Below are 22,289 nucleotides of genomic sequence, written 5' to 3'. Positions count from 1 at the left end.
CAACTCGGTAGGCAGTTTTATAGATCATTCCAACTGACAGGGTATTGTCAGGAGCCTTCAAATCGCGAGGGTGAAATGCGCAAGGCGTCGCGCCTGTTCGAGATCATCCAGATCCTGCGGCTGGCGAAAAAGCCGGTGACGGCGGCGGTCATCGCCGAGCGGCTGGAGGTGACGGTGCGCTCCGTCTATCGCGACATCGTGGCGCTGCAAGCCATGCGCGTGCCGATCGAAGGCGGGCGCGGTATCGGCTATGTCCTGCGCCCCGGCTTCGACCTGCCGCCGCTGATGTTTTCAATCGAGGAAATGGAGGCGATCGTGCTCTCGCTGGCGCTCTTGGAGCGCACGGGGGACAGGGAGCTGAAGCTCGCAGCCAAGCGCGTGAGTTCCAAGATCGCAGGCGCGGTGCCGCCGCCGCTTCGCCAGACACTCGACGCCAATGCCCTGCACGCTTGGGGCTTTGCAGCACCCTCGGCCGCTGCCATCGATCTCGCTCTAGTGCGCCGTGCCATTCGCGACGAGGAAAAACTCGATCTCTCCTACCGCGACGAACTCGGCCGCGCCACCGAGCGGATCATCCGCCCCATCGCCCTCATCTACTATTCCGAGACCGCCAATATCGTCGCCTGGTGCGAGTTGCGCCAGGCTATCCGCAATTTCCGTAGCGACCGGATTGAAGGCTGCGAGGCGACGGGACGATGGTTCAAGGGCGAAGGCGATGGGCTGAGGCAGGTTTGGGTGAATGGGTGGGAAGTCAACGCTCAGGCCAACGCCCGCTGATGATGCGGATGGCGGTGGAATGGGCTAGGCCAGCATGCAATCGGAACAGCGTCCTGGCCAGTGTCGGGGCTTGAACTTCACTGCAGGGCGACCGCGGTCACCAACAGAATGAATGCCAACAATCCCAAAGCGGCGCGTGCGGCATGCGACCATTCCCAGCGGTCTCGGAGCATGGTCCAGTCCGGTTTGACGGCGGCCTCCGTATGGCGGCCGCCAAATGGATCATGAGAAAAGAAACCCGCGCCCAACCCTTTCAGCTCGATATCTTTGAGCCAGAAATTGTTTACCGGCTGCGTCACCAACCAAAAGACGGCGTGCATGACGACCATCGCAGCAAAGGCGGCAGCAAACAGCCAGAATGCGATCGTATTGGCTGGAGTCAGGAACAGGAGAAGCAGAAGCAGGAGAGCGCCGATCGGCTCCGTGACGCCACCGATCGTAAAACCAGGATAATAAATCCGCTGGACCGTCAGATAGTCCTCTTTCGACAGTCGCATCTTGCCCGGCAGCTCCAGCACATGCGCCAGTGCCAGCGCCATGGCGACTGCGACGACTAAGATCGTCAGAATTTGCAATATCGGAAACATCGGCCTCGCCTCACAGCAGCCTCGCTTCCTAAACTTTCATTGGTGCGGATCGTTCCCTATAGGGCTGCTCAAGCGCCCTGCAGTGGCAGCACCCTGCTCTCCTCACGTCCGAATCCTTCAATTTCCAACCGATCCTCGTAAATCGAGACAATCGCATAGGAATTGCTGTCTTCGGTGTCGACCATGCCTTTAAAATTGATGAAATAGGTGCCGTCGGCTACCCCGAAATTGCCGGCATGGTTATGGCCGCAGAGATAGGCGACGACATGATCATGTTCGGCGAGCAACATCAGCATCCTTTCGCTGTCGAACGCGTTATGCGAATTCTCCGGAAAGATCGGGTAGTGGTTCATGACGACTACCTTCTCGCCGGCGACTTTCGCATCGCCTAGTTTGGCGGCGAGCCAGGCATGTTGCGTATCGCTGACGGCAGCATTCCAGCGGTGCGAGTTCAGCGCACCAATCTGATACAATGCCTTCATCAGCATCTTGGCCTCCGCCCGGCGCGGATCGCCCTCCGGCGGCGCGAAGAGGCTGACCTCATTGCCGTCAAGTGCGATGAAACGATAGCCGGCATGAACAAAGTCATAATAGGCCGACGGCATGCCGACGCGGCTTGCGACTTCCGTCAAATGCTGGCTCGCGACAGCAAAATCGTGATTGCCGAGCAGAAAATGCCGCGCGTGCCGCAAGGTCTCGTAGACCGGCAATATCGCATCGAAACTCTCCCAGCCGCCATCGATGATATCGCCAAGCGTGACGACGAAGGCGAGGTCGTGCCGATTGAATTCCGCAATGGCCTCTCTCAGCTTGGCAAGGCTATTGGCGGGGTAGCGATCAAGCGCAAGGTTGGGCTCCAGGGCGGCATATTGCGGATCGGCGATAACGCCGAAACGAAAGAGCGGAGCGGATTGAGACGGCATGCGGCCTCGCTGAGAAAGTGGCTGATGACGACAAGACGTTGTTAGATACGAAAACACCCGACGCTATGGCAGCGCCGGGTGTGAAAGCAAGCCGAGACTGGAAAACTTACTTCGTGGCGGCTTCGTAGCGTTCCAGGACGTAGTCCCAGTTGATCAGGCTGTCGATAAAGGCCTCGAGGTATTTGGGACGCAGATTGCGGTAATCGATGTAATAGGAGTGTTCCCATACGTCGACCCCGAGGATCGGCGTGGCGCCGTGAACGAGCGGGTTTTCGCCGTTCGGGGTCTTGGAGATTTCGAGCTTGCCGTTCTTGACGGAAACCCATGCCCAGCCGGAGCCGAACTGGGTGGCGCCGGCAGCGGCGAAATCGGCCTTGAACTTGTCATAGCCGCCGAGATCGGAATTGAAGGCTGTTTCGAGCTTGCCCGGCAGCTTGTTGCCGCCGCCGCCCTTCTTCATCCACTTCCAGAAGTGGATGTGGTTGTAGTGCTGGGCAGCATTGTTGAAGAGACCGGCATTGGTGCCGAAGGACTTCTTCACGACATCTTCGAGAGAGAGATCGGCAAGGCCCGCTTCGGCCGCCAGCTTGTTGCCATTGTCGACATAGGCCTTGTGGTGCTTGTCATGGTGAAACTCGAGGGTTTCACGCGACATCAAGGGGGAAAGCGCTTCGTAATCATAGGGAAGTTCAGGCAATTCGAAAGCCATGGTCTTATCTCCTCTTGGCAAAAAATTGCGTCGGCAGGTGATCGGGAACATAGGAGGGGACGGTGTGAAGGGCAACCGGCGGCATGCCAAAAAATAGCGGACTAAAGGAAAATTTACCCGCTATTTCAACATATATCGCCTGCATCCTTCGCGGGAATTTTTGCGCCTTCTAACGTATGGGATCAGCGACCGCGATCTGCGGTGCGACACGCGTCGACAATCGGATCGTCAGAGGCTAAGTTCAGCGTATCGTCGCCCTTGGGCGGCTTCAGCGAGATCGCCTCCGTGAAAATAGCCTGCCTGCACACCGCCGAAAGTAATATCGCCATCTATGAAGACGCCGCGAGGAAGCTCGGTCTTCCGTCTGGAGCTCTTCATCACCATGTCCGTGCCGATCTCCTCTTTGCCGCCGAACGGGCAGGCGCACTGACGCCGGAGATCGAGGCGGAAACAGCCGCCGTCCTGCAACAGCTTGCAAAGAATTCAGATGTGGTCGTGCTCAATTGCTCGACCCTTGGCCCTGCGGCCTCGCTGGCAGTAGACGCCTCCGAAGTCCCGGTTATCAGGGCCGACGGCGTGCTCGCGGAAAATGCCGTGAAAGCCGGCGGCAAAGTTACCGTGCTCTGCACCACCGAGACGACCATCGCTCCCACCACTCGGCTGTTCGAAGAAGCAGCCAGGACCACGGACGCCAAAATTGATGTCCGCCTGATTGACGGGGCATGGGCGCTATTCCGGGCCGGAGAACAGAAAGCTTATTTGGCAAGGATCGCCGAAGCATCGGAGATAGCCTATCGCGAAGGGGCTAGGACGGTAGCCTTTGCACAGGCATCGATGACCGATGCGGCGGCATTGTTGGGCGACGAATATGCGCGGCCGATGAGCGGTCCGACCGCGGCATTGGAGGCGGCAATGACAGTAATGATCGCAAGCTGAACCAAGACACTGCCCGACTTGCAGCTTCAAGATAGATTGAAGGCAGGTGTTCAGCTATTGACAGCCTACCAACTAGTAGGTTAAGCGTGCCATATGAGAGCGAGGAAGCGTCCATCGCTCGCCCCTCAAAAGCTACCTGCTAGTCGATACACAAAGGAACTATTATGCCCGCCCCTCTTTCTTTGCTCGGCGAACTCCACACTGCCATCAGCTTGGTCCCGATCGTTGCAGGGCTCTACAGCTTTGCCAGGCATGGCGGCATCCAGCCCGAGAGACGATCGGGACAGATCTATCTTGGTGGCTTGGTGCTGTCGGTAGTGACCGCCTTCGGACTTTCGTCAACAGGCGGGTTCAATCCGGGACATGCGCTCGGCATCATGGCTCTGCTGGTGGCGTCAGCCGCAATTTTGGCGGAGAGGTTGAGCTTTCTCGGTCGGCTGCGGGCCTATCTGAAGGCGTTCGGCCTGTCCTTGACCTATTTCCTGCTCTGGGTTCCCGGCATCAACGAGACGCTCTCGCGGCTGCCGCCGTCTCATCCGATCGGCAATGGTCCGGATTCGCCGCCGGTACAAGTGGCCTTGCTCGTCTGGCTGATTCTTTTCGCCTCCGGCAGTCTCCTGCAAGCCTGGACGATCCATCGCGGTCGCGCGCTATCCCGGGCGAGAGCGTAGTCCAAACAAAGGGCCGGCTTTTTCGGCCTGGCCCACTATCTCCTAGACATTGCGCCCGAAATAGACGTTCACCTCGGCGATCCTGTCACCGGTAAAGCGGATCACCTCCACATTGCGAAAGCTGTCTCCGTCCATCTTTTCGGCGCGATAACCGACGATCACCTCATCGCGGTCCGGCACGAGATGTTCGATATGAATGGCGCGGAAGACCTTCTCCTTCGGCCAGCAATGCTTGAAATATCGGTCGCGATCGATGTGATCGTCGCGCGGGCTGGAAAAGGTAAAATCGCTGGTCAACATCGGTCGCACGACATCGGGATGTTGGGCGACATAGGCGGCATATAGCCGACGCACGGTGTCGCAGCGGGCAGTATCAAGAGTGCTCATGATGGCATCTCCTCTTTATCCGGGGGCCGCTTAGGATATCGATTTCGCCGCCGGCAATCCGATTGCAAAATGCAATCAGTTTATATCATGATGCGACAGAACCGACAAGGCGCTTTGCAGACTTGGCATCGCCGGTGACGTGGTCCAGATTGTCATACTCGACATCAGCAGGAAGCCATCGCCATGCCGGAGGCTCATCAGATACTAGAAAAGTTGCGCCGTCTGGCGGGAAAAGACAATCGTCCGGCCGCAATGCCGGCCGACGAAAAGAACTATTCCACACTCTTCACCTTCGTAACCCGGCAGCGCGAGCGCATTGCCGGGTCGACCTTTTCCCAGCTATCGATCGTCGTTCTCGTCGAAGGCTGCAAGGATGTGCTGAGCATGGGGCGGCATCTGCGCTTTCCGGCCGGTACGGTGCTGGTATTGCCGGCCGGCTGGCGCGGCGATGTCGTCAACGATCCCGATCCGCAGAGCGGCGTCTATCGTGCCATCTTCATCAGTTTTCCGGACGAGCTCGTGCGTCGCGCCGTCAGGAGCTTTCCGCCTAAGCGCGGCGCGTCGCAGATCTATCTGCCACTCGATCCAGTGCTTGCCGCGGCCATCCACCATGCCGGCGAAGGCATCGCTTCCGGTGAATTGCCGGCTCCCCTGATCGAGCATCGGCTAATGGAGGTGCTGATGGTGCTCGGCATGCGCGGCGCCCTGCCCGCTTCGCCCGAAACAACGGCCGAGGCCGTGCGCGCGCTGGTGCGCTGGCAGCCGGACCGCGCCTGGACCGCCGATCTCATCGCCGCCGAGCTCGGCACCAGCAACGCGACATTACGGCGCCGTTTGTCGCAGGAAGGCTCGTCGCTGCGTGACGTTATGGCAAGCGAACGTCTGGCGCTCGCGACCACGCTGCTGACCGAAGATGGATTGTCACTGCGCGAGGCAGCCCTTGCCACCGGCTATCGCTCTCCACGGCGCTTTGCCGAACGGCTGCGCAACGGTTGAGCGTTTTCGGACGAAGTTTGAGCGTTTACGTACGCCGGAGTACCAAGACGATCTGTTAGACCCAGCCATGAATGCTCGAAGGAGCTAAAACGCGAAGGGGCAAGACCATGCAAAATATGACACATTTCCTCGGTGCGATCACCGTTGCCGCAGCACTTACAGCCGGCGCGCCTGCCGTCGCCGCCGATCTCAAGGTCACCTTCGAAAAGAGCGACGGCCGTATGTTGCTGCCCGAAAACGCCTCCTGTATCGCCACGGCGGACGGCAAGTCCGCTCCCGGGCCGAACAAGAGCCCGGCGCTGTCGTGGTCAAAGGGCCCGAAAGGCACACGTTCCTATGCGCTGACCATGGTCGACCCCGACGTGCCGGCCGATTTCTCGTTGTTCAACAGGGGTGACAAGACCATCCCCAAGAGCTTCAAACGGATCGAATTCGTCCATTGGGTGCTCGCCGATATCCCGGTTTCGCTGACCAAACTTCCCGAAGGCGCCGATGGCGATGGTTCTCCGGAGGCCGGATTGCCGCTCGAGCGCACCGCCCACGGCCGGCGAGGACAGAATGGCGCAGGCGGCGGCTCCCTGAAGAATGGCCCACATGGGGGCTATATGGGCGCGTGCCCGCCCTGGAACGACGAACGGGTCCATAGCTATCACCTCACCGTCTACGCTCTGGATGTCGACCGGCTCAATCTTCCCGATCTCTTCACCCGCGCCGACCTACTGGCTGCAGCAAAGGGGCATATCCTCGCGTCAGGCAGCCAGGAATTATTTTATACGTTGAATGCAAAGGCCAAGAAATGACTGTTGAGACAAGATGGGATGCCGCCGCGCCGGCCGAACCGGAAACCGCCTATTGGATGCGGAATCTGATCATCTGCCTCATCGGCTCCTTCACCACCATTGTAGCGATGACGCTGTTGCTTCCCTTCCTGCCGCTCTACGTCGAGGAGCTTGGCGTCACCGACAAGGCGGCAATCGTACAATGGTCCGGCATCGCCTATGGTGCCACCTTCTTTGCCGCCGCCTTCGTCGCGCCGCTCTGGGGCCGGCTCGGCGATATCTATGGCCGCAAGCTGATGCTGGTGCGCGCGAGCCTCGGCATGACGGTGGCGATTTCGTTGATGGGAATGGCGGGCAGCGTCTGGCAATTGGTGGCGCTGCGCCTGTTCACCGGGCTTGCCGGGGGTTATGCGTCGGGCTCGATGGTGCTGGTGGCGACCCAGACGCCGAAACATCGTTCGGCCTGGGCGCTTGGCGTCTTGTCTTCGGGGATCATGGCCGGCAATCTGGTCGGACCGCTGATCGGCGGCGCACTGCCGCCCGTCATCGGCATTCGCGGCACCTTCCTGCTCGCCGGCGGCGTGATCTTCTTCACCTTCTTGGCGACCACCTTCCTGATCAAGGAAGAGAAATCGCCGGCGCGAAAGAAAGCTGCGAAAGCGCGTGGCAGTTGGGCTTCCATATCAGACAAACGGCCTGCCATCGCCATGTTGACGATCGGCCTGCTGCTGATGCTCGCCAATATGTCGATTGAGCCGATCATTACCGTCTATGTCGCCCAGTTCGTCGCCGGCGCGCATGTCACGATGATTTCGGGCGTGGTCATGGCCGCTGCGGCCCTTGGCAGCATCCTCTCGGCCTCATGGCTCGGCAAGCTTGCCGATCGCATTGGCCATTGGACGGTGATTACGGCGGCGCTCGCGGCCGCTGCGCTGCTGCTGATTCCGCAGGCTTTCGTGACCTCGGCCTGGCAACTCGTTGTGCTGCGCTTCCTGATGGGCATCGCGCTTGGCGGGCTCCTGCCCTGCATCACCGCCGTCATCCGTCTCAACGTACCGGACGCGGCGGCTGGAGGAATCCTCGGTCTTTCGATTTCCTCCCAATATGTCGGTCAGGTGGCCGGCCCCGTCATGGGCGGCTTCGTCGGCGGCCATATCGGCATGCGGGCCGTATTCCTCGGAACCTGCGTACTGCTGGCGATCGGCGCGATCTATTGCTGGTGGTCAGCCCGAAGGGAGAAGCGGCCTGATAGGGGCCGCAACTTCAACTCAGTCCGACATCACCACGTAAACCCGAATAACATCGAATAGATGACGAACCCCGTCGCCGCGATAACACAGAGCTGCAAAAACAGCCTGTAATAGTCGAAGAGATAGACAGAAGGCGGAAGAGATATTTTCATGGCGGCCTCCTCAATAGCTTTCGCCGGCCGACCTTATTTTATCATAAATCTATCTTCGCATCGTCTAATTTAACTATTTCCGCCGCTTTCACTCTTCGCTGGCGCTACGCCCATAGGCCCAGTCCATATAAAGTTCCAACGCCTTGCGGGCGACCGGACCTTGCTGGAATTCGCGGTCATCGAGGCGGTTGACCGAAACGACCTTGGAGTAGTTGCCGGTTGTGAAGATCTCGTCGGCGGCCATGAATTGCTCGACCGACAGCGTCTCCTCGCGCACGTCGAATCCTTCCTGGCGCAACAGACCCATGACGCGGGCGCGGGTGATGCCGGCGAGAAAGGTACGGTTGGCAACCGGCGTGTAGACAATGCCGTCCTTCACCATGAAAACGTTGGAGGAGGCAGTCTCGGCGACATTGCCGTTCATATCCCGCACCAGCGCATTGTCGAAACCGCGCTTCTTCGCTTCCACGATCATGCGGCCGCTGTTCGGATAAAGCGAGCCGGCTTTGGCGTCGGTCATTGCGGTTTCCGGCGAGGGGCGGCGGAAGGGCGAGACGGTCAACGTCACGCCGCCATGGCCACCCAACGGCGCTTCGAACAGGCAGAGTGCAAAACGGGTCGATTCCGCATCGACGGCGACGATGCTGCCCGCCGAGCCGTGTTCGCCCCAATACATTGGCTTGATATAAATCGGCGTCTTGCCATCGAATTTCTTCACGCCCTCCCAGGCAAGCGCTTCGATTTCCTCCGCCGTCTTGAGCGGCTTCAGCCCCATGGCGAGCGCGGAACGGTTGATGCGTTGGCAATGAAGGTCGAGATCAGGCGCGATACCGCCGAACCAGCGCGCGCCGTCGAAGACGGTCGAGCCAAGCCACATGGCATGCGAGGTCGGGCCGATCAGCGGCGGATTGCCGGTGAGCCATTCTCCATCGACATGGGTCCAAGTTGTGGTGCGGGGGGATGTATCGACAGCCATGATCATTTCCTCCTGAAAGCGGCAAGAAGCAAATCCCCGCACAACCTGAGGGTCAAGGAGAAATTGCGGCCCGAAATCCATTCGCAACAAAGCGCCGGAAGCTGCATTCCCCGCGCAATTTTCATGCGCCGAAACAACAGCTTGACGAATGGATGAATCAGGAAAAATGATGGGCCATACCAAATGCGGCAGGATGGGTGAGTTTCCGATGAAAGCTATGTATTACGAGGCCTTCGAGGCCGTGCCCGAGATTCGTACTCTTCCCGACCCCACTCCCAGCGAGGACGGCGTCGTCATCGCCGTCGGTGCGAGCGGGCTTTGCCGCAGCGATTGGCACGGCTGGATGGGTCATGACCCCGACATCAGCCTGCCGCATGTGCCCGGCCATGAACTGGCCGGCAAGGTGGTGGCAGCTGGCCAGGGCGTCGTCCGCTTCAAGATTGGCGATCGCGTCACCGTGCCCTTCGTTTCGGGCTGCGGCCATTGCGCCGAATGCCACTCCGGCAACCAGCAGGTCTGCCCGAACCAATTCCAGCCCGGCTTCACCCATTGGGGGTCCTTCGCCGAATATGTGGCGATCGATTATGCCGACACCAATCTGGTGCACTTGCCGGAAACGATCGACGACGCGACGGCGGCGAGCCTCGGCTGCCGTTTCGCCACGTCCTTTCGCGCCGTTGCCGACCAGGCCAGGACCCGTCCGGGCGAATGGATCGCGGTGCACGGCTGCGGCGGCGTCGGCCTCTCTGCTATCATGATCGCGAGCGCGCTCGGCGCGAATGCCATCGCCATCGATATTTCCGACGAGAAGCTGGCCTTCGCGCGGGAATGCGGCGCGGTGGCGGCGATCAATGCGGCTGGCGTTGCCGATGTCACCGAAGCCGTGCGCGAGCTCACCAAGGGCGGCGCGCATGTGTCGATCGATGCGCTCGGCCATCCCGTCACCTGCTTCAACTCCATCAAGAATCTGCGACGGCGCGGCCGGCATGTGCAGGTCGGCCTGATGCTCGGCGAGCATGCCGCACCGCAGATTCCGATGGCGCAGGTGATCGGCCATGAACTGGAAATCTACGGCAGCCACGGCATGCAGGCCTGGCGTTACGACGCCATGCTAGACATGCTTGCCGCCGGCAAAATCGCCCCGCAAAAACTGATCGGCCGCAAAATCAGCCTGGAAGAGGCCGTGCCGGCACTAATGGCGCTGGACAAAGCGGAAGGCACGGGGATCAGCGTAATTACACGATTTTGATGCAGTGTCCGACTACGGCAAAGGCAGAGGTCATCCCGCACAGCTCAACCTTGCAGATTGCCTATCCTATGCCTGTGCCAAGGCTCAGGGCGTGCCCTTGCTATACAAGGAATCGGATTTCTCTCAAACGGATTTGGCCTAATTTCAACGACAGCCTGAGCCGGGCCATTTGCCGCACGAGGGCGAGAATTTCGCCTCTGGCGATCTCGCCTTCGAAGTGCTCAAACTTGACGGCGCAAAGTCTACAAGATGCAATCTGATGAAGAGGATAGGATCATGGCGTGGTCTGCCGGCCAATATGTGAAGTTCGAGGATGAGCGCACGCGCCCGGCGCGCGACCTGCTGGCGCAGGTGCCGTTGGAGCACATAGATCGCGCTATCGATCTTGGCTGCGGGCCTGGCAATTCGACGGAGCTCATTGTCGAGCGCTACGGTGCCGCCGGCGTCTCCGGCCTCGATAGCGACGCGAACATGCTGGAGGCGGCCCACAAGCGCATGCCCGGCACGGAGTTTCTCAAGGCCGATCTTGCCGTTTGGCAGCCGGAGGAACCTCTCGATCTGCTCTTTGCCAACGCCGTCTTCCAATGGCTGCCTGATCATCTCGATATTTTCGAGCGGCTGATGGATGCGCTTAAGCCGGGCGGCGTGCTCGCCATCCAGATGCCGGACAATCTGACCGAACTCAGCCACATGATGATGGAGGAGACCGCGAAAAACGGGCCATGGAGCGATGCTTTTGCGAAGAAGAGCGTGCGCCGTAGCCCCCTCCCCTCGCCCTCGGTCTATTATAACCGGCTGATCGGCAAGTCCGCACGCGTCGACCTCTGGCACACCAACTACAATCACCCATTGGAAAATGCCGCCGCCATCGTCGAATGGGTCAAGGGTACAGGCTTGCGACCCTATCTCGATCATGCCGGCGCCGAACATCGCGATGCTTTTGCGGCGGATTATCTCGCGCGCATCGAAAAGGCCTATCCGCCCTTGGTGGACGGCAAGGTCCTGCTGCGGTTTCCGCGGCTGTTCATGATCGCCGTGAAGAAGTAAGACCCCATATAGCATTTATGCCGTGGTGACGCCCCGCCGATGGGCCGTGCCTCGGAGCGCAACCCCTTTCGAAAGGCGATTCCGGTTTTCTCGATCTTGGGTTAGAACATCCTCGCCCAAGCATGAACGCAACCGGCTGAAGGAGAAGATGCATGTCGTCCAGAAACCTGATCTCCCTATTCCAGACGGAGGTGCATTCATGACCGGCTTCACCGTTCCCCCCGCTCCGCCGCTGACGCTCGTCATCTTCGGTGCAACCGGCGACCTGACGCGTCGGCTGCTGATGCCGACGCTGATCAACATGACGAAGGCCGGCATGTTGGGCGACGATCTGCATGTGCTCGGCGTCAGCATCGAGCCCGGCGGCGACGAGTTCCTGGTCGAGCGCCTTGACACCTTCCTCGCCGCGAACGGAATGGAGCAAGCGCAGCAGAGCGACGCCTGGCAAAGGTTGAAGACGCGCATCTCCTATGTTTCCGGAGACTTCACGCAGGGCGCAATCTATGAGGAAATCACCACGCGGCTGCGGGATGCGTCGAGCGCCAATGCCGCTTTCTACTTTGCCGTACAGCCGCGCTTTTTCGGTGATATCACCAGCCGCCTCGCCGAGCATGGGCTTCTTGACGAAACCGCCGGCGTCTTCCGGCGCATCGCCATCGAGAAGCCGTTCGGTCATGACCTCGCTTCCGCGCAGATGTTGAACGCAACGCTTCTGCGCAACGCGCAGGAGAGCCAAGTCTATCGCATCGACCATTTCCTCGGCAAGGAAACGGTACAGAACATCATGACGACGCGTTTTGCCAACATGATGATCGAAGCCCTGTGGAACAATAACTACGTCGACCATGTGCAGATCACTGCGGCGGAATTGGTGGACGTTGGTACGCGCGGCAAGTTCTACGACGCGACGGGCGCTTTGCGCGATATGGTGCCGAACCATCTGTTCCAGCTTCTTGCGATGGTCGCCATGGAGCCGCCGAACAGCTTCGACGCCGAATCCGTCCGTAACGAAAAGGGTAAGGTGCTGAAGGCGCTACGCCACTATTCGCGAGATGAGGCGGAGAAAAACGCCGTGCGCGGTGCCTACACCGCCGGGCCGATCGACGGCAAAGATCTGCCGGCCTACACAGAGACACAGGATGTTGCGCCAGACAGCAATACCGAAACCTACGTGGCGCTCAAACTTTTCGTCGACACCTGGCGCTGGGCAGGCGTGCCCTTCTATCTGCGCACGGGCAAGGCCTTGAAGGCACGTGACACCGAAGTCGTCATCACCTTCCGGCAGGTGCCATTCGCGCAATTTCCCCGAGCAGCCAACCGCCCGGACCTGCCGCCAAACAAGCTGATCATTCAGGTGCAGCCGAACGAAGGGCTGCAGATGGGAATCTCCATCAAATCGCCGGGGTTGGCATTGAAGACCTCGCCGATCGAGCTCGACTTCCGCTATGCCGACCATTTCGATATCGGTCATCAGACGGGCTATGAATCGCTGCTCTACGAACTTTTCGTCGGCGACCAGACCCTATTCCAGCGCGCCGACAGCATCGAAGCCGGCTGGGCAGCCGTGCAGCCATTCCTCGATCTCTGGGCCGACGGCGGCAAACCCGACCCTTACGTGCCGGGCAGCGTGGGACCGGCCTGTGCGGACGAGCTCATCGGGCGCGACGGCCGCGTCTGGCATAAGATTGGAGACGATTGAGACATAGGGAAGAAGGCGCGGCGCCTATCCTGCGGCAAACGCTACCTCCAACCCCTCGCCCATGAAGGCTCGATCTTCAATGCCGCGCTGACCATGGCCGACGCTCCATCGCGCCGGCCAGATCAAACGTTCGAGACCCGTCGCGGAGGCTCCGTCGAAAGACGTCCATCCGTCATCCCCATGCAGGCGGTAGAGCACGCCGCCAGGGCCCATACCGGCATGCAGAGCGATTTCAATGTCGAAAGCCTCTCCCGCAACGAAATCAAGCCCGAACCAATAATGCGGGCTACGACCCGGATCGCGGCCAAGGATAAGGGTCAGGGTTTGCCGCGGACCGCGCAAACCGAGCCAGAGCGGTGCCATATCGCCAGTATCGAAGGCTGAAAAGAGTGTCTGGGCCGGCGCATGCGCCGCCTCCGGCATAAGGCCCTTTATCCGCAATTCGATAGTGCGATCATTGCTCATCGGACCGGTAATGCCGGCAAGATGGGTTCCGGGCGAAAGGTTTTGCCAGCTCTCGGGATCGGCCGGTTTGAAAGGCCATCGCAATCGCTCACGAACGACGCCGTCGGCATCCAGTACTTGATAGCGAAAGCTATCCGCATCGAGTGCCGCCTGGATGCAATGAAGATATTCCACACCCTCCGGCATTCTATGCGCGGTGCCGGCGCCAGCGGTGCAAAGCTGCAGAACGCCGCGGTGAACCTGAACGTCGAAGGCAAGGATATGGCTGCAGACATAGGCGAGAACATCCGCTTCGACCAGAATATTCCAAAATCGCTTGGCGTAATCCGGGCCGATCTCGCGCTGATACGACCCGGAATATCCGTTGACAGGGAAAACGGGGTGATGACCGAGGACGATCTTGTAACGGGCATCGCCATGCTTTTTTAGCGTCGCCTCCAGCCACTCCGTCTCGACATGACCCTCACCGCCGAGGCCGGTCCACAGCGTATGGACGAAGACCAGAAGGAGATCATCGTGGCGCACCCAGTAAGACAGGCCTTCCTGGCCCGATGGTCCGTTTTCCGGAAGCTGTAGGACCTCGCGAAAGACCTGCTCACTCATCTCGTCATAGGTGGTGTGATTGCCGGTCGTGTGCCAAAGCGGCGTCTTTTGACGATCGAGCCAGCCCATCTCATGCTCGAACCAATGCCGCCATTGCGCCCTCAAAGCCTCTGGATCGGCGGTCAGGCCAATGATTTCGTCGCCCGGAAACAGGATGAATTCCGGCGGCGGATCAAGCCGGCGCAAAACGGCATTGACGGCAGCAAAGGTCCCCTCGTGCAGCACGCCAGGAATGCCGGAACAGGAATCGCCATAGAGCGCGAACTGGTGACCAGGCCCGTTCGGACAAAGGGACGGAATGGAGTTTGCGGACATGGGACAGTTTGCAACCTGCTACATGGTCAATCAACAAAGCCCCGCGATTAAACCGCGGGGCTTCTCGTCGCGAATTATAGGAACTGACTCAATCCCGGCACGGAGTTGACGACCTCATCGACCACTTCATCGCCGGCATGTTCGCGGGCGGTCGCAATGGTTTCCTTGGCGAGCGAAGAAATTTCCCCCATACCGAGACCGCTGCTCATCAGGGACTGGCCGAGCGCCATGAGGCCGCCACCGGCGCCGACGGCGTTGAGGAGGCCGCCGAGCAGACCGCCGCCGGAGGTTTCTTCACCATTGTATTGCGCCACCAGATCGGAAGCGCCGGGGATGGATTCGATCATCTTGGTGACCGGGCCATCCGGGGCTTCGCGCTGCAGGAAACCGAGCATCATGCCAACGGCCTTCTCTGCGATATCGGGGGAAATGCCGGCTCTCGTTGCGATCTGATCAATAATCTCGTTCATTCTGGCCTCCTGCCTGTTACTTATGACGTGAACGTCAACGTAATTGAATGTGCCGACCGACTCAAGTCGGGCCGGGTTGTGCACGACTGTACCGGAAGCATCACCATGAAGCGAACGGTTGTCCCCATTCAAGTCTCTTCTTATAACAGCCTCAGGACAAATCAGTGAATGGCCTTGGCACCTCTTAAGGGTTGCCGTGCCGCCCAAGGGAGACGACGCCTGATGCTGCAACAGGATGGACAGATTTTTGTCGGCGCCAGCCGAAATCCGGACGACAGCGTCAACAAGGACGAATATCTGACGCTGAAATTCGGCAATCGCCATGGTCTCGTCACCGGCGCAACCGGCACCGGCAAGACGGTGACCCTGCAGGTGCTGGCGGAGGGTTTTTCCAAGGCTGGCGTGCCGGTGTTCTGCGCCGACATCAAGGGCGATCTCTCCGGCATCGCCGCCAAGGGCGAGCCGAAGGATTTCCTTTTGAAGCGCGCCGAGGAAATCGGCCTGAAGCCCTATGAATTCGATCAGTTTCCGGTGATCTTCTGGGATCTCTACGGCGAAAAGGGCCATCGCGTTCGCACCACCATCGCCGAGATGGGACCGCTGCTGCTGGCACGGCTGATGGATGCGTCGGAGGCGCAGGAAGGCGTGCTCAACATCGCCTTCAAGATTGCCGATGACAATGGTCTGGCGCTGCTCGACCTCAAGGATTTGCAGGCTTTGCTCAACTATATGGGCGACCATGCCAGCGAGCTCTCCAGCCAGTTCGGCCTTATCTCGAAGTCTTCCGTCGGCTCGATCCAGCGGGCCTTGTTGGTTCTGGAGCAGCAAGGAGCGGAAAATTTCTTCGGCGAGCCGGCGCTGAAGATTTCCGACATCATGCGCGTCAGCAATGACGGTTACGGACAGGTTTCGGTGCTTGCCGCCGACAAGCTGATGACGAACCCGCGCCTCTACGCCACCTTCCTGCTGTGGCTGCTCTCGGAACTCTTCGAGGAACTGCCGGAGGTCGGCGATCCCGAAAAGCCGAGGCTGGTATTCTTCTTCGACGAGGCTCACCTGCTCTTCAACGATGCGCCAAAGGTGCTGATCGAGCGCGTCGAACAGGTCGTGCGCCTGATCCGCTCCAAGGGCGTCGGCGTTTATTTCGTCACGCAGAATCCGCTCGACGTGCCGGAAACCGTGCTCGCCCAGCTTGGCAACCGTGTGCAGCACGCGCTGCGCGCCTATTCACCGCGCGAACAGAAGGCCGTTCAGACGGCCGCCGAAACCTTCCGGCCAAACCCGGCCTTCAATTGCGCCGAAGTCATCACCACGCTCGGCACCGGCGAAGCGCTGGTCTCCATGCTCGAAGGCAAGGGAGCGCCCTCGGTTGTCGAACGCACCTTGATCCGCCCGCCGTCGGGCCGCATCGGCCCGGTAACCGACACCGAGCGGCGGGCCATCGTCAACGCCAGCCCGGTCGCCGGCCTCTATGACGAGACGGTCGATCGCGAATCCGCCTTCGAAATCCTCGCCGCCCGCGCCCGCAAGGCCGCCGAGCAGGATGCCACCAAACAGGACAGCGGAAGCGCCGGCGGCCGCTGGACGCTCCCCGGCTTCGGTGGCGACGATAATAAGCCGGCAAGCCGCGGCCGTTCCGGCTATCAGCGCGAGACCATCATGGAAGCGGCGATGAAGAGCGTCGCGCGCACGGTCGCGACGCAGGTTGGCCGTGCACTGGTTCGGGGGATTTTGGGTAGCTTGAAGCGATAAGAAAACCCCTTCTCCCCTTGGGGAGAAGGTGCCCGCCCATCGATAAACTCAGGGGCGAATGAGGGCGCTTGAAGCAACGAGCACCTCAAGCACGCTAAAAGGGCGGTTATGGTGCAACGCCCCCTCAACCTGCGTCCTGAGCCTGTCGAAGGGGCCGCGCGACCTTCTCCCCGAGGGGAGAAGGTAGAAATCACCGTGCCGGGGCAACGAGCGAGAAGAACGCGCCTTGCGGGTCGGTGCACTGGACGATCCAGCTACCGCCGGGGACTTCCATCGGGCCGTTGACGACCTTGCCGCCGGCTTCGTTGACGCGGCCGATGGCAGCATCGATTGCCGCGACATTGAAATAGAAGTTCCAGGCCGCCATCGGCATTTCCGCCGGCTTGGTCATGATGCCGCCGAAGTCGCGATCGCCGATCTTGAAGATCTTGTAAGTGCCCATCGGCCCCATGTCGAAATCGGAGCTCGATTCCCAGCCGAACATGTCACAGTAGAAATCAAAGGCCTTCGGACCGTCGCCGGCATAGAGCTCGTGCCAGCCGACATAGCCGGGAGCATTGGGCTCCGAAGGCTGCCAGTCCTGGCCAGGCAGCGGCGTGAAGATGCAGAAGGCGGCGCCGTAGGGATCGGAGACGACGGCGAAGCGGCCGACGCCCGGAATGTCCCCCGGCTCGCGATAGACCTTACCGCCCTTGGCGGCGATCGTCTTGGCCGCCTCATCGACATTGGGCACGCTGATATAGCCGGTCCAGCAGGGCGGCGTGCCCATGGCCTTGGCCTCTTCCGGCAGGACCATCATACCGGCGATCGGGCCGGCGCCGGCGCTGAACAGGGTATAGGCCATTTCGATGTCCGGCATGCCGGCATCCTTGGCGTCCCAGCCGACAACCTTGCGGTAGAAGGCCTCTCCCGCGGCCATGTCGGTGGTCATCAGTTCGTACCAGACAAAATATCCCTTCGCAGCCATTGTAGATCTCCCTATTGCTAGCGGCGATAATTGGCGATCATGAATTCATTCCAGCTCCCGCCCGGCCGGCGGACGCATTGTCGTTGATGATTGTGATGGCTTCACGATAGCTGGCGGCAAGGACCTCCCCATGCACCGAGGAGTTCCTGCAAGCATATGTGCTCTTCCGGCCGTTCCCGTCCCTCCTTGGCGATTGGCCGAGCCTGATACGCCCCAGTGCTCTAAACACGGCACGTCGGATCTTGTTCCCACACAACCTTCCAGGAAAAGTCGCGCAGCTTCGGCTTTCATGCTCAGTGACAGGAGGATTGCGCCTTCGGGGCTTCCTCATATTCATCGTGGCGGCGCACGAAATCCATGGTGCGGCCTTCGTTGCGGCCCTTGGGCGCGCGGTCGAGGATCATCAATGTCCCGATCAGCTCCTCCGGGCCGCGGGCATAACTGGAATAGGTGTGGAAGACATTGCCCACCTCATCTTTGTAGAAGGCGCTGAGGCCTGGCAGCTCGTCATGGCCCTCGGACGAATCCATGGCGGTGAAATTATAAAACACCGTCTCGCCGGAGAGTTGATCTTCGGAAAAAGAGACGTGGTAGTCGAAATTGAAGTCGTTGGAAAACGAGGAGACCCAAGGGAACTTCCAGCCCATGCGTTTCTTATAGGCTTCCACCTTCTCGATCGGTGCGCGGGACACAGCGACAAGAGTGACATCGTGGTGATTGAGATGCGGCAAGGTGCCATCGAAATGATCGGCGAGGAACGAACAACCGGGACATCCGGCTTCCCACTTCGGACCGAGCATGAAGTGATAGACGATGAGCTGACTGCGGCCATCGAAGAGATCGGCAAGCGATTTCTTGCCCGCAGGCGTGTCGAAAACATAATCCTTGTCGACCTTGACCCAAGGCAACGCCAGGCGTTCGGCGTTGACACGGTCACGCAAATGCGTCGCTTCCTTTTCCTTGGCGAGCAGCTCGCGGCGGGCTTCCAGCCACGCCTCGCGTGAAACGATTTGGTTCATTGTCCGCGCCCTCCTCCGGCGTCTGCATGTTACCAAACTTGACAAATAGATTGATATCAATATTAGTAAATCATGTCAAACGTGATTGATATTCCTTTCGAAACGACGTTGCTTGTACGCGATGCCTGCCTTTGCCTGCATGTGCAGCGCGCCGCCCGGGCTCTGGCGCGCCGTTTCGACGAAGCACTGAGGCCGCTCGGGCTCACCAACGGCCAGTTTTCCCTGATGATGTCGCTGAACAGGCCGGAGCCCGCGGCGATGGGGCCGGTCGCAACCCTTCTCGCAATAGATCAGACGACGCTGACGGCGGCCTTGAAACCGCTGACGCGGCGGGGCTGGGTGACCATTCTGCCCAATCCCAGGGATCGCCGTGCTCGGCTGCTCAGCCTGACGCCCTCAGGCAAAGCGGTGCTTGCGGCGGCCGTGCCGATCTGGAAGGTGACGCATGCCGAGGTGGAGGCGCGATTGCCCGGCGGCAATGCGGACCGGCTGCGGCGAGACCTGCTGGCGCTGTCTTAAGCCCTATTTCGCAGGCGGGGATCGGCGCCAAAATCGCTGCGCGCAAAACCGATGCGGCTTTTCGGAAAATCGCAGAGTGCCTGCACGCCGGCCGGCGACAGCCGGATGCGCCAGGTCTGGCGTTCGACGGGTTCGCGCGCGGCGAAGGCATGAGCCGTCAGAAGCGCTAGATTCTTCCCGCCTCGGGGATCCCTGACGGACCGGTAGAGGATTGCCTGAATGCCCCCTGCCCGCGCCGCGTCAGCGAGCGACTGGCAAGCTTCGTAGCTGACAGGATCAGTCCAAGCCTCGCGATCCCGGTCCAACGGTGGATGGGTAAGATCGATCGCCTCTTCGGTGGCGATCGCTGCAGTGAAGGCGGTGTATTCCGCGGCGTTGGCGGGCAACGGCGTTTCCGGAGAATCGGCAAAGAAAAGCAGCCTGTAAAAGCTCATTTCGGCCAGCGCCGTTTCGACCTGCTCGGAGGCATAAAAGACGCCCAATGTACGTCCCGCCCGTCTGAAGCGAGAGCCGTGAGGGTAGATCGCTCCATAGCGGAAGGGGGTGGCCAACAGATAATCCAGGCCGATGCATTCGGGCGGCAGCGCCGGCTTGCTCTCTTCCAGCAGATGTTCGAGAAGCGCCTGCTCTTCCAGCGTATCGACCAGTTTCAACGTCGAGACCTGATGCTGTGCCTCCACCAGCCGCCAATAGCGGCCGGAAATCGGCCGAGCCTCAGACGAGAGCGCGGCGGGCGTCCAGATAGGCAAGGACATCGGTCAATCCGGAAATGGAGGTAATCTTTTCAAGCGGCGTCGCGCCAAAGGTGAGATTGACATTGCGCAGCCATTGCCGCGCCACGGCCTCATCGCCGCCGACGATGGCATCGAGGGAGCGGAACAGACGCACGAAAAGAACGGCGAGTTCAAATGGCTTGCTGTGCCGCTCCAGAAGATGATCCTGCCGCTTCATGCGCGACACCGTCGCTTCCGAGACGCCGATAACGGCAGCGAGCATGCGCGCGTTCAATCCCAGCCGCTCCGCTGCATTGACGACCGCCTTGGTGATGACCAGCGCCTCGTTCGGATTTGCATGACCGATCGCTTGAGCATGTGTCATGGCTATATCCTTTCCTAAGAAAACATATAGCAATTTTCTTGCAAAAGAAAAGGAGCGACATGCACTGAAATGCATATCGCTCCATTTATGCATCCATTCCGTCAGTTCGGAAGGAAAAGCCTATTCTCAGGCGACAGTGACCGGCACTTCCGTCGAGGTGCGCATGGCATGGCTATAGGGGCAGACGATGTGAGCGGCGGCAGCAAGCTTCTCAGCTTCGGCTTTATCCATGCCGGGAATGTGCACCGACAAAGAGACTTCGATGCCAAAGCCGGTACCATCCTCGCGCGGCCCGATACCGACCGTTGCCGTCACCTTGGCGTCCTCCGGAATTTTAACCTTCTGCTGGCCCGCAACAAATTTCAGGGCGCCGAGGAAGCAGGCAGAATAGCCTGCGGCGAAGAGCTGTTCGGGATTGGTGCCGGTAGCGCCGTCACCGCCGAGTTCCTTCGGCACGGTCAGGGTGACGTCAAGAACGCCGTTTTCGGAAGCGGCGTGGCCCGCACGGCCGCCGGTGGCAGATGCCTTGGTGGTGTAGAGGATAGGCATGTCAGATCTCCTTTGCGATTGGATGAAAACTATATATAATGCGATTTAATCGTGCGCAATATATTTTTGTAATTTGATTTTGAAAAATGAACCTGTGACAATGAGATCAACAAGAAACTGGCGGAGCGGCGATGACGGATAGGGTGCAGGAGCGGGCAATCCCGGATGAGGAGAAGCGGCTGGAACGGCAGCTCTGTTTCGCCGTCTACGCAACTGCGCATGCCTTCAACCGCGCCTACAAGCCGATCCTCGATCGTGTCGGCCTGACCTATCCGCAATACCTGGTGATGCTGGTTCTGTGGGAAAAGGGCCGTTTGCCGGTCAAGACCATCGGCGAGCAGCTCGACCTCGATTCCGGCACGCTGTCACCGCTGCTAAAACGCCTCGAGCAAGCTGGCCTGATCGGCCGCATGCGCGACCCGAAGGACGAACGCCAAGTTATCGTTTCATTGACGGAAAAGGGCGCCGGCATGAAATGCCAGGTCAATACGATCATGGCCGCCATCGGTGAAGCCATCGGCTGCGATATGGATGAAATGGCCAGCCTGCGCGAGCGACTGCAGCGGCTGAGAGCGAATTTAACGGCCGAAAGAGAGCCGTTAAATTCCAACCCGTCAAAAATGTCTCCGAAACTTACGCCTGCGTGACCAGGATAGGCGCACGTTCCGGCACGCGGTCGTAGAGATCGATCACGTCCTGATTGAGCAGACGCACACAGCCCGAGGACACGGCCTTGCCGATGGAGCGCCAGTCGGGATTGCCGTGCAGACGGTAGAGCGAGTCCTGCTTATCCTCGAAAATATAAAGCGCGCGCGCGCCGAGCGGATTTTTCAGGCCAGGCTCCATGCCGCCGTTGGCGATGGAATATTTGACGAGCTCCGGCTGGCGGGCGACCATTTCGTCCGGCGGGTTCCAGCGCGGCCACTTCTTGCGCCATTGGATGACACCGCGGCCCTGCCAGGCAAAGCCTTCGCGGCCGACGCCGATACCATAGCGCATAGCCGTGCCGCCCGGCTCGGTAACATACAGGAAGCGTTCGCGCGTATTGACGACGACGGTGCCCGGCGGCTCCCCCGTCGGATCGACGACACGCTGGCGATAATATTTCGGATCGATTTCCTGGTAGGGTATCGCCGGAAGATGAAAGCCGCCGTCATCCATAGCCGCATAGATCACAGCCGGGTCCGGCTGCTCGCCATTATAGCTGGAAAGCCAACTGCCGAATGGGCGGTAGGTGGAACCGCTATACTGCACCGGGCTGACGATCGGGTTGCTTTCGACCGTGGAAGCGCAGCCGGCAAGCGTCGAAACGGCGCCAATACCCGCGAGGGCGAGGAAATTTCGTCGGGAAAGAGAAGAAGGCAGGCTCATGTCGACAGCATCATTCCTGTTGG

Annotated in this window: 25 protein-coding genes and 1 pseudogene; 13 read left to right on the top strand and 13 right to left on the bottom strand. The window is 60.0% G+C overall.

From position 1 onward, the window contains the following. The first annotated feature begins 75 nt into the window (after positions 1 to 75). The gene (locus QA646_RS03025; RefSeq protein WP_283057513.1) at positions 76 to 777 is read left to right on the top strand and encodes a YafY family protein; all 702 of its coding nucleotides are present in this window, start codon (positions 76 to 78) and stop codon (positions 775 to 777) included. Between the two features lie 77 nt (positions 778 to 854). Here the strand turns inward: QA646_RS03025 and QA646_RS03020 are convergent, their stop codons facing one another. From QA646_RS03020 to QA646_RS03010, 3 genes are all read right to left on the bottom strand, one after another. Then, on the bottom strand, positions 855 to 1,364 hold the full coding sequence (locus QA646_RS03020) for an anthrone oxygenase family protein (RefSeq protein WP_283057512.1): 510 nt from the start codon (positions 1,362 to 1,364) through the stop codon (positions 855 to 857). A 68-nt stretch (positions 1,365 to 1,432) separates the two neighbouring features. Further along, on the bottom strand, positions 1,433 to 2,287 hold the full coding sequence (locus tag QA646_RS03015) for a metallophosphoesterase (protein WP_283057511.1): 855 nt from the start codon (positions 2,285 to 2,287) through the stop codon (positions 1,433 to 1,435). Between the two features lie 106 nt (positions 2,288 to 2,393). After that, on the bottom strand, positions 2,394 to 2,996 hold the full coding sequence (locus QA646_RS03010) for a superoxide dismutase (RefSeq protein WP_283057510.1): 603 nt from the start codon (positions 2,994 to 2,996) through the stop codon (positions 2,394 to 2,396). 285 nt (positions 2,997 to 3,281) lie between these two features. Between QA646_RS03010 and QA646_RS03005 the strand changes: the two genes are divergently transcribed. Both QA646_RS03005 and QA646_RS03000 read left to right on the top strand, forming a co-directional pair. Continuing rightward, positions 3,282 to 3,932, top strand: a complete 651-nt coding sequence (locus QA646_RS03005; RefSeq protein WP_283057509.1) for an aspartate/glutamate racemase family protein — start codon at positions 3,282 to 3,284, stop codon at positions 3,930 to 3,932. 164 nt (positions 3,933 to 4,096) lie between these two features. Further along, positions 4,097 to 4,603, top strand: a complete 507-nt coding sequence (locus QA646_RS03000; RefSeq protein WP_283057506.1) for a hypothetical protein — start codon at positions 4,097 to 4,099, stop codon at positions 4,601 to 4,603. A gap of 42 nt (positions 4,604 to 4,645) precedes the next feature. Here the strand turns inward: QA646_RS03000 and QA646_RS02995 are convergent, their stop codons facing one another. Continuing rightward, positions 4,646 to 4,990, bottom strand: a complete 345-nt coding sequence (locus tag QA646_RS02995) for a nuclear transport factor 2 family protein (RefSeq protein ID WP_283057505.1) — start codon at positions 4,988 to 4,990, stop codon at positions 4,646 to 4,648. Between the two features lie 183 nt (positions 4,991 to 5,173). Here QA646_RS02995 and QA646_RS02990 point away from each other — a divergent pair, with 183 nt between their 5' ends. The 3 genes from QA646_RS02990 to QA646_RS02980 all read left to right on the top strand — a co-directional run bounded on the left by QA646_RS02990 (position 5,174) and on the right by QA646_RS02980 (position 8,075). Then, complete coding sequence (locus QA646_RS02990; protein WP_283057504.1) at positions 5,174 to 5,986, top strand: helix-turn-helix domain-containing protein; 813 nt, start codon at positions 5,174 to 5,176, stop codon at positions 5,984 to 5,986. Between the two features lie 107 nt (positions 5,987 to 6,093). Then, entirely contained in the window at positions 6,094 to 6,786 is a 693-nt protein-coding gene (locus QA646_RS02985; RefSeq protein ID WP_283057502.1) for a YbhB/YbcL family Raf kinase inhibitor-like protein, read from the top strand. Next, entirely contained in the window at positions 6,783 to 8,075 is a 1,293-nt protein-coding gene (locus tag QA646_RS02980) for an MFS transporter (protein WP_283057501.1), read from the top strand. Before QA646_RS02985 ends, QA646_RS02980 begins: the two co-directional genes overlap by 4 nt. A gap of 180 nt (positions 8,076 to 8,255) precedes the next feature. On the opposite strand, the gene QA646_RS02975 is transcribed toward QA646_RS02980, so the two are convergent. Further along, positions 8,256 to 9,143, bottom strand: a complete 888-nt coding sequence (locus QA646_RS02975) for a branched-chain amino acid aminotransferase (RefSeq protein WP_283057500.1) — start codon at positions 9,141 to 9,143, stop codon at positions 8,256 to 8,258. A gap of 208 nt (positions 9,144 to 9,351) precedes the next feature. Between QA646_RS02975 and QA646_RS02970 the strand changes: the two genes are divergently transcribed. The 4 genes and pseudogenes from QA646_RS02970 (at position 9,352) to zwf (ending at position 13,138) form a co-directional block, all read left to right on the top strand. After that, on the top strand, positions 9,352 to 10,392 hold the full coding sequence (locus QA646_RS02970; RefSeq protein WP_283058953.1) for a zinc-dependent alcohol dehydrogenase family protein: 1,041 nt from the start codon (positions 9,352 to 9,354) through the stop codon (positions 10,390 to 10,392). 1 nt (position 10,393) lies between these two features. Next, positions 10,394 to 10,534: pseudogene (locus tag QA646_RS02965) on the top strand (type II toxin-antitoxin system VapC family toxin); the annotation flags it as partial. Between the two features lie 134 nt (positions 10,535 to 10,668). Continuing rightward, positions 10,669 to 11,439, top strand: coding sequence for a trans-aconitate 2-methyltransferase (gene tam, locus QA646_RS02960; protein ID WP_283057499.1), 771 nt, complete (start codon positions 10,669 to 10,671; stop codon positions 11,437 to 11,439). 199 nt (positions 11,440 to 11,638) lie between these two features. Then, entirely contained in the window at positions 11,639 to 13,138 is a 1,500-nt protein-coding gene (zwf, locus tag QA646_RS02955; protein WP_283057498.1) for a glucose-6-phosphate dehydrogenase, read from the top strand. 24 nt (positions 13,139 to 13,162) lie between these two features. On the opposite strand, the gene QA646_RS02950 is transcribed toward zwf, so the two are convergent. Both QA646_RS02950 and QA646_RS02945 read right to left on the bottom strand, forming a co-directional pair. Next, positions 13,163 to 14,521: a metallophosphoesterase gene (locus QA646_RS02950; RefSeq protein WP_283057496.1), complete on the bottom strand. Its 1,359-nt coding sequence runs from the start codon at positions 14,519 to 14,521 to the stop codon at positions 13,163 to 13,165. A gap of 74 nt (positions 14,522 to 14,595) precedes the next feature. Next, positions 14,596 to 14,991 (bottom strand): hypothetical protein, encoded by a 396-nt coding sequence (locus QA646_RS02945; RefSeq protein ID WP_283057495.1) that lies wholly within the window; start codon positions 14,989 to 14,991, stop codon positions 14,596 to 14,598. A gap of 225 nt (positions 14,992 to 15,216) precedes the next feature. On the opposite strand from QA646_RS02945, the gene QA646_RS02940 reads away from it, so the two are divergent. After that, entirely contained in the window at positions 15,217 to 16,743 is a 1,527-nt protein-coding gene (locus tag QA646_RS02940; protein WP_283058952.1) for a helicase HerA-like C-terminal domain-containing protein, read from the top strand. 190 nt (positions 16,744 to 16,933) lie between these two features. Here the strand turns inward: QA646_RS02940 and QA646_RS02935 are convergent, their stop codons facing one another. Then, positions 16,934 to 17,710: a VOC family protein gene (locus tag QA646_RS02935; RefSeq protein ID WP_283057494.1), complete on the bottom strand. Its 777-nt coding sequence runs from the start codon at positions 17,708 to 17,710 to the stop codon at positions 16,934 to 16,936. Between the two features lie 293 nt (positions 17,711 to 18,003). After that, the gene (locus tag QA646_RS02930) at positions 18,004 to 18,729 is read right to left on the bottom strand and encodes a thioredoxin family protein (RefSeq protein ID WP_283057493.1); all 726 of its coding nucleotides are present in this window, start codon (positions 18,727 to 18,729) and stop codon (positions 18,004 to 18,006) included. Between the two features lie 72 nt (positions 18,730 to 18,801). Here QA646_RS02930 and QA646_RS02925 point away from each other — a divergent pair, with 72 nt between their 5' ends. Next, a complete protein-coding gene (locus QA646_RS02925; RefSeq protein WP_283057492.1) occupies positions 18,802 to 19,248 on the top strand; it encodes a MarR family transcriptional regulator in 447 nt (148 codons plus the stop codon). Here the strand turns inward: QA646_RS02925 and QA646_RS02920 are convergent. From QA646_RS02920 to QA646_RS02910, 3 genes are all read right to left on the bottom strand, one after another. Further along, positions 19,245 to 20,003, bottom strand: a complete 759-nt coding sequence (locus tag QA646_RS02920) for an RES family NAD+ phosphorylase (protein WP_283057490.1) — start codon at positions 20,001 to 20,003, stop codon at positions 19,245 to 19,247. The genes QA646_RS02925 and QA646_RS02920 overlap by 4 nt on opposite strands. Next, complete coding sequence (locus QA646_RS02915) at positions 19,963 to 20,346, bottom strand: MbcA/ParS/Xre antitoxin family protein (RefSeq protein ID WP_283057488.1); 384 nt, start codon at positions 20,344 to 20,346, stop codon at positions 19,963 to 19,965. Before QA646_RS02915 ends, QA646_RS02920 begins: the two co-directional genes overlap by 41 nt. Before the next feature lie 126 nt (positions 20,347 to 20,472). After that, a complete protein-coding gene (locus QA646_RS02910; protein WP_283057487.1) occupies positions 20,473 to 20,895 on the bottom strand; it encodes an organic hydroperoxide resistance protein in 423 nt (140 codons plus the stop codon). Positions 20,896 to 21,026: 131 nt separating this feature from the next. Between QA646_RS02910 and QA646_RS02905 the strand changes: the two genes are divergently transcribed. Then, positions 21,027 to 21,542, top strand: a complete 516-nt coding sequence (locus QA646_RS02905) for a MarR family transcriptional regulator (protein ID WP_283057486.1) — start codon at positions 21,027 to 21,029, stop codon at positions 21,540 to 21,542. Here QA646_RS02905 and QA646_RS02900 read toward each other — a convergent pair. Next, complete coding sequence (locus QA646_RS02900; RefSeq protein ID WP_283057485.1) at positions 21,529 to 22,266, bottom strand: L,D-transpeptidase; 738 nt, start codon at positions 22,264 to 22,266, stop codon at positions 21,529 to 21,531. The two genes, QA646_RS02905 and QA646_RS02900, sit on opposite strands and share 14 nt — an antisense overlap. Positions 22,267 to 22,289 lie beyond the last annotated feature (23 nt).

It is taken from the genome of Rhizobium sp. CB3090 (assembly GCF_029714285.1).
Taxonomy (GTDB): Bacteria; Pseudomonadota; Alphaproteobacteria; order Rhizobiales; family Rhizobiaceae; genus Rhizobium.
The sequence above is the reverse complement of the archived record's forward strand: the minus strand, read 5'-3'. Positions and strand labels throughout refer to the sequence as shown.

Coding starts and splice junctions, on each gene's coding strand:
- QA646_RS03025 (WP_283057513.1), top strand. CDS start 76: ATGCGCAAGGCGTCGCGCCTGTTCGAGATCATCCAGATCCTGCGGCTG.
- QA646_RS03020 (WP_283057512.1), bottom strand. CDS start 1,364: ATGTTTCCGATATTGCAAATTCTGACGATCTTAGTCGTCGCAGTCGCC.
- QA646_RS03015 (WP_283057511.1), bottom strand. CDS start 2,287: ATGCCGTCTCAATCCGCTCCGCTCTTTCGTTTCGGCGTTATCGCCGAT.
- QA646_RS03010 (WP_283057510.1), bottom strand. CDS start 2,996: ATGGCTTTCGAATTGCCTGAACTTCCCTATGATTACGAAGCGCTTTCC.
- QA646_RS03000 (WP_283057506.1), top strand. CDS start 4,097: ATGCCCGCCCCTCTTTCTTTGCTCGGCGAACTCCACACTGCCATCAGC.
- QA646_RS02995 (WP_283057505.1), bottom strand. CDS start 4,990: ATGAGCACTCTTGATACTGCCCGCTGCGACACCGTGCGTCGGCTATAT.
- QA646_RS02990 (WP_283057504.1), top strand. CDS start 5,174: ATGCCGGAGGCTCATCAGATACTAGAAAAGTTGCGCCGTCTGGCGGGA.
- QA646_RS02985 (WP_283057502.1), top strand. CDS start 6,094: ATGCAAAATATGACACATTTCCTCGGTGCGATCACCGTTGCCGCAGCA.
- QA646_RS02980 (WP_283057501.1), top strand. CDS start 6,783: ATGACTGTTGAGACAAGATGGGATGCCGCCGCGCCGGCCGAACCGGAA.
- QA646_RS02975 (WP_283057500.1), bottom strand. CDS start 9,143: ATGGCTGTCGATACATCCCCCCGCACCACAACTTGGACCCATGTCGAT.
- QA646_RS02970 (WP_283058953.1), top strand. CDS start 9,352: ATGAAAGCTATGTATTACGAGGCCTTCGAGGCCGTGCCCGAGATTCGT.
- tam (WP_283057499.1), top strand. CDS start 10,669: ATGGCGTGGTCTGCCGGCCAATATGTGAAGTTCGAGGATGAGCGCACG.
- zwf (WP_283057498.1), top strand. CDS start 11,639: ATGACCGGCTTCACCGTTCCCCCCGCTCCGCCGCTGACGCTCGTCATC.
- QA646_RS02950 (WP_283057496.1), bottom strand. CDS start 14,521: ATGTCCGCAAACTCCATTCCGTCCCTTTGTCCGAACGGGCCTGGTCAC.
- QA646_RS02945 (WP_283057495.1), bottom strand. CDS start 14,991: ATGAACGAGATTATTGATCAGATCGCAACGAGAGCCGGCATTTCCCCC.
- QA646_RS02935 (WP_283057494.1), bottom strand. CDS start 17,710: ATGGCTGCGAAGGGATATTTTGTCTGGTACGAACTGATGACCACCGAC.
- QA646_RS02930 (WP_283057493.1), bottom strand. CDS start 18,729: ATGAACCAAATCGTTTCACGCGAGGCGTGGCTGGAAGCCCGCCGCGAG.
- QA646_RS02925 (WP_283057492.1), top strand. CDS start 18,802: ATGTCAAACGTGATTGATATTCCTTTCGAAACGACGTTGCTTGTACGC.
- QA646_RS02920 (WP_283057490.1), bottom strand. CDS start 20,003: ATGTCCTTGCCTATCTGGACGCCCGCCGCGCTCTCGTCTGAGGCTCGG.
- QA646_RS02915 (WP_283057488.1), bottom strand. CDS start 20,346: ATGACACATGCTCAAGCGATCGGTCATGCAAATCCGAACGAGGCGCTG.
- QA646_RS02910 (WP_283057487.1), bottom strand. CDS start 20,895: ATGCCTATCCTCTACACCACCAAGGCATCTGCCACCGGCGGCCGTGCG.
- QA646_RS02905 (WP_283057486.1), top strand. CDS start 21,027: ATGACGGATAGGGTGCAGGAGCGGGCAATCCCGGATGAGGAGAAGCGG.
- QA646_RS02900 (WP_283057485.1), bottom strand. CDS start 22,266: ATGAGCCTGCCTTCTTCTCTTTCCCGACGAAATTTCCTCGCCCTCGCG.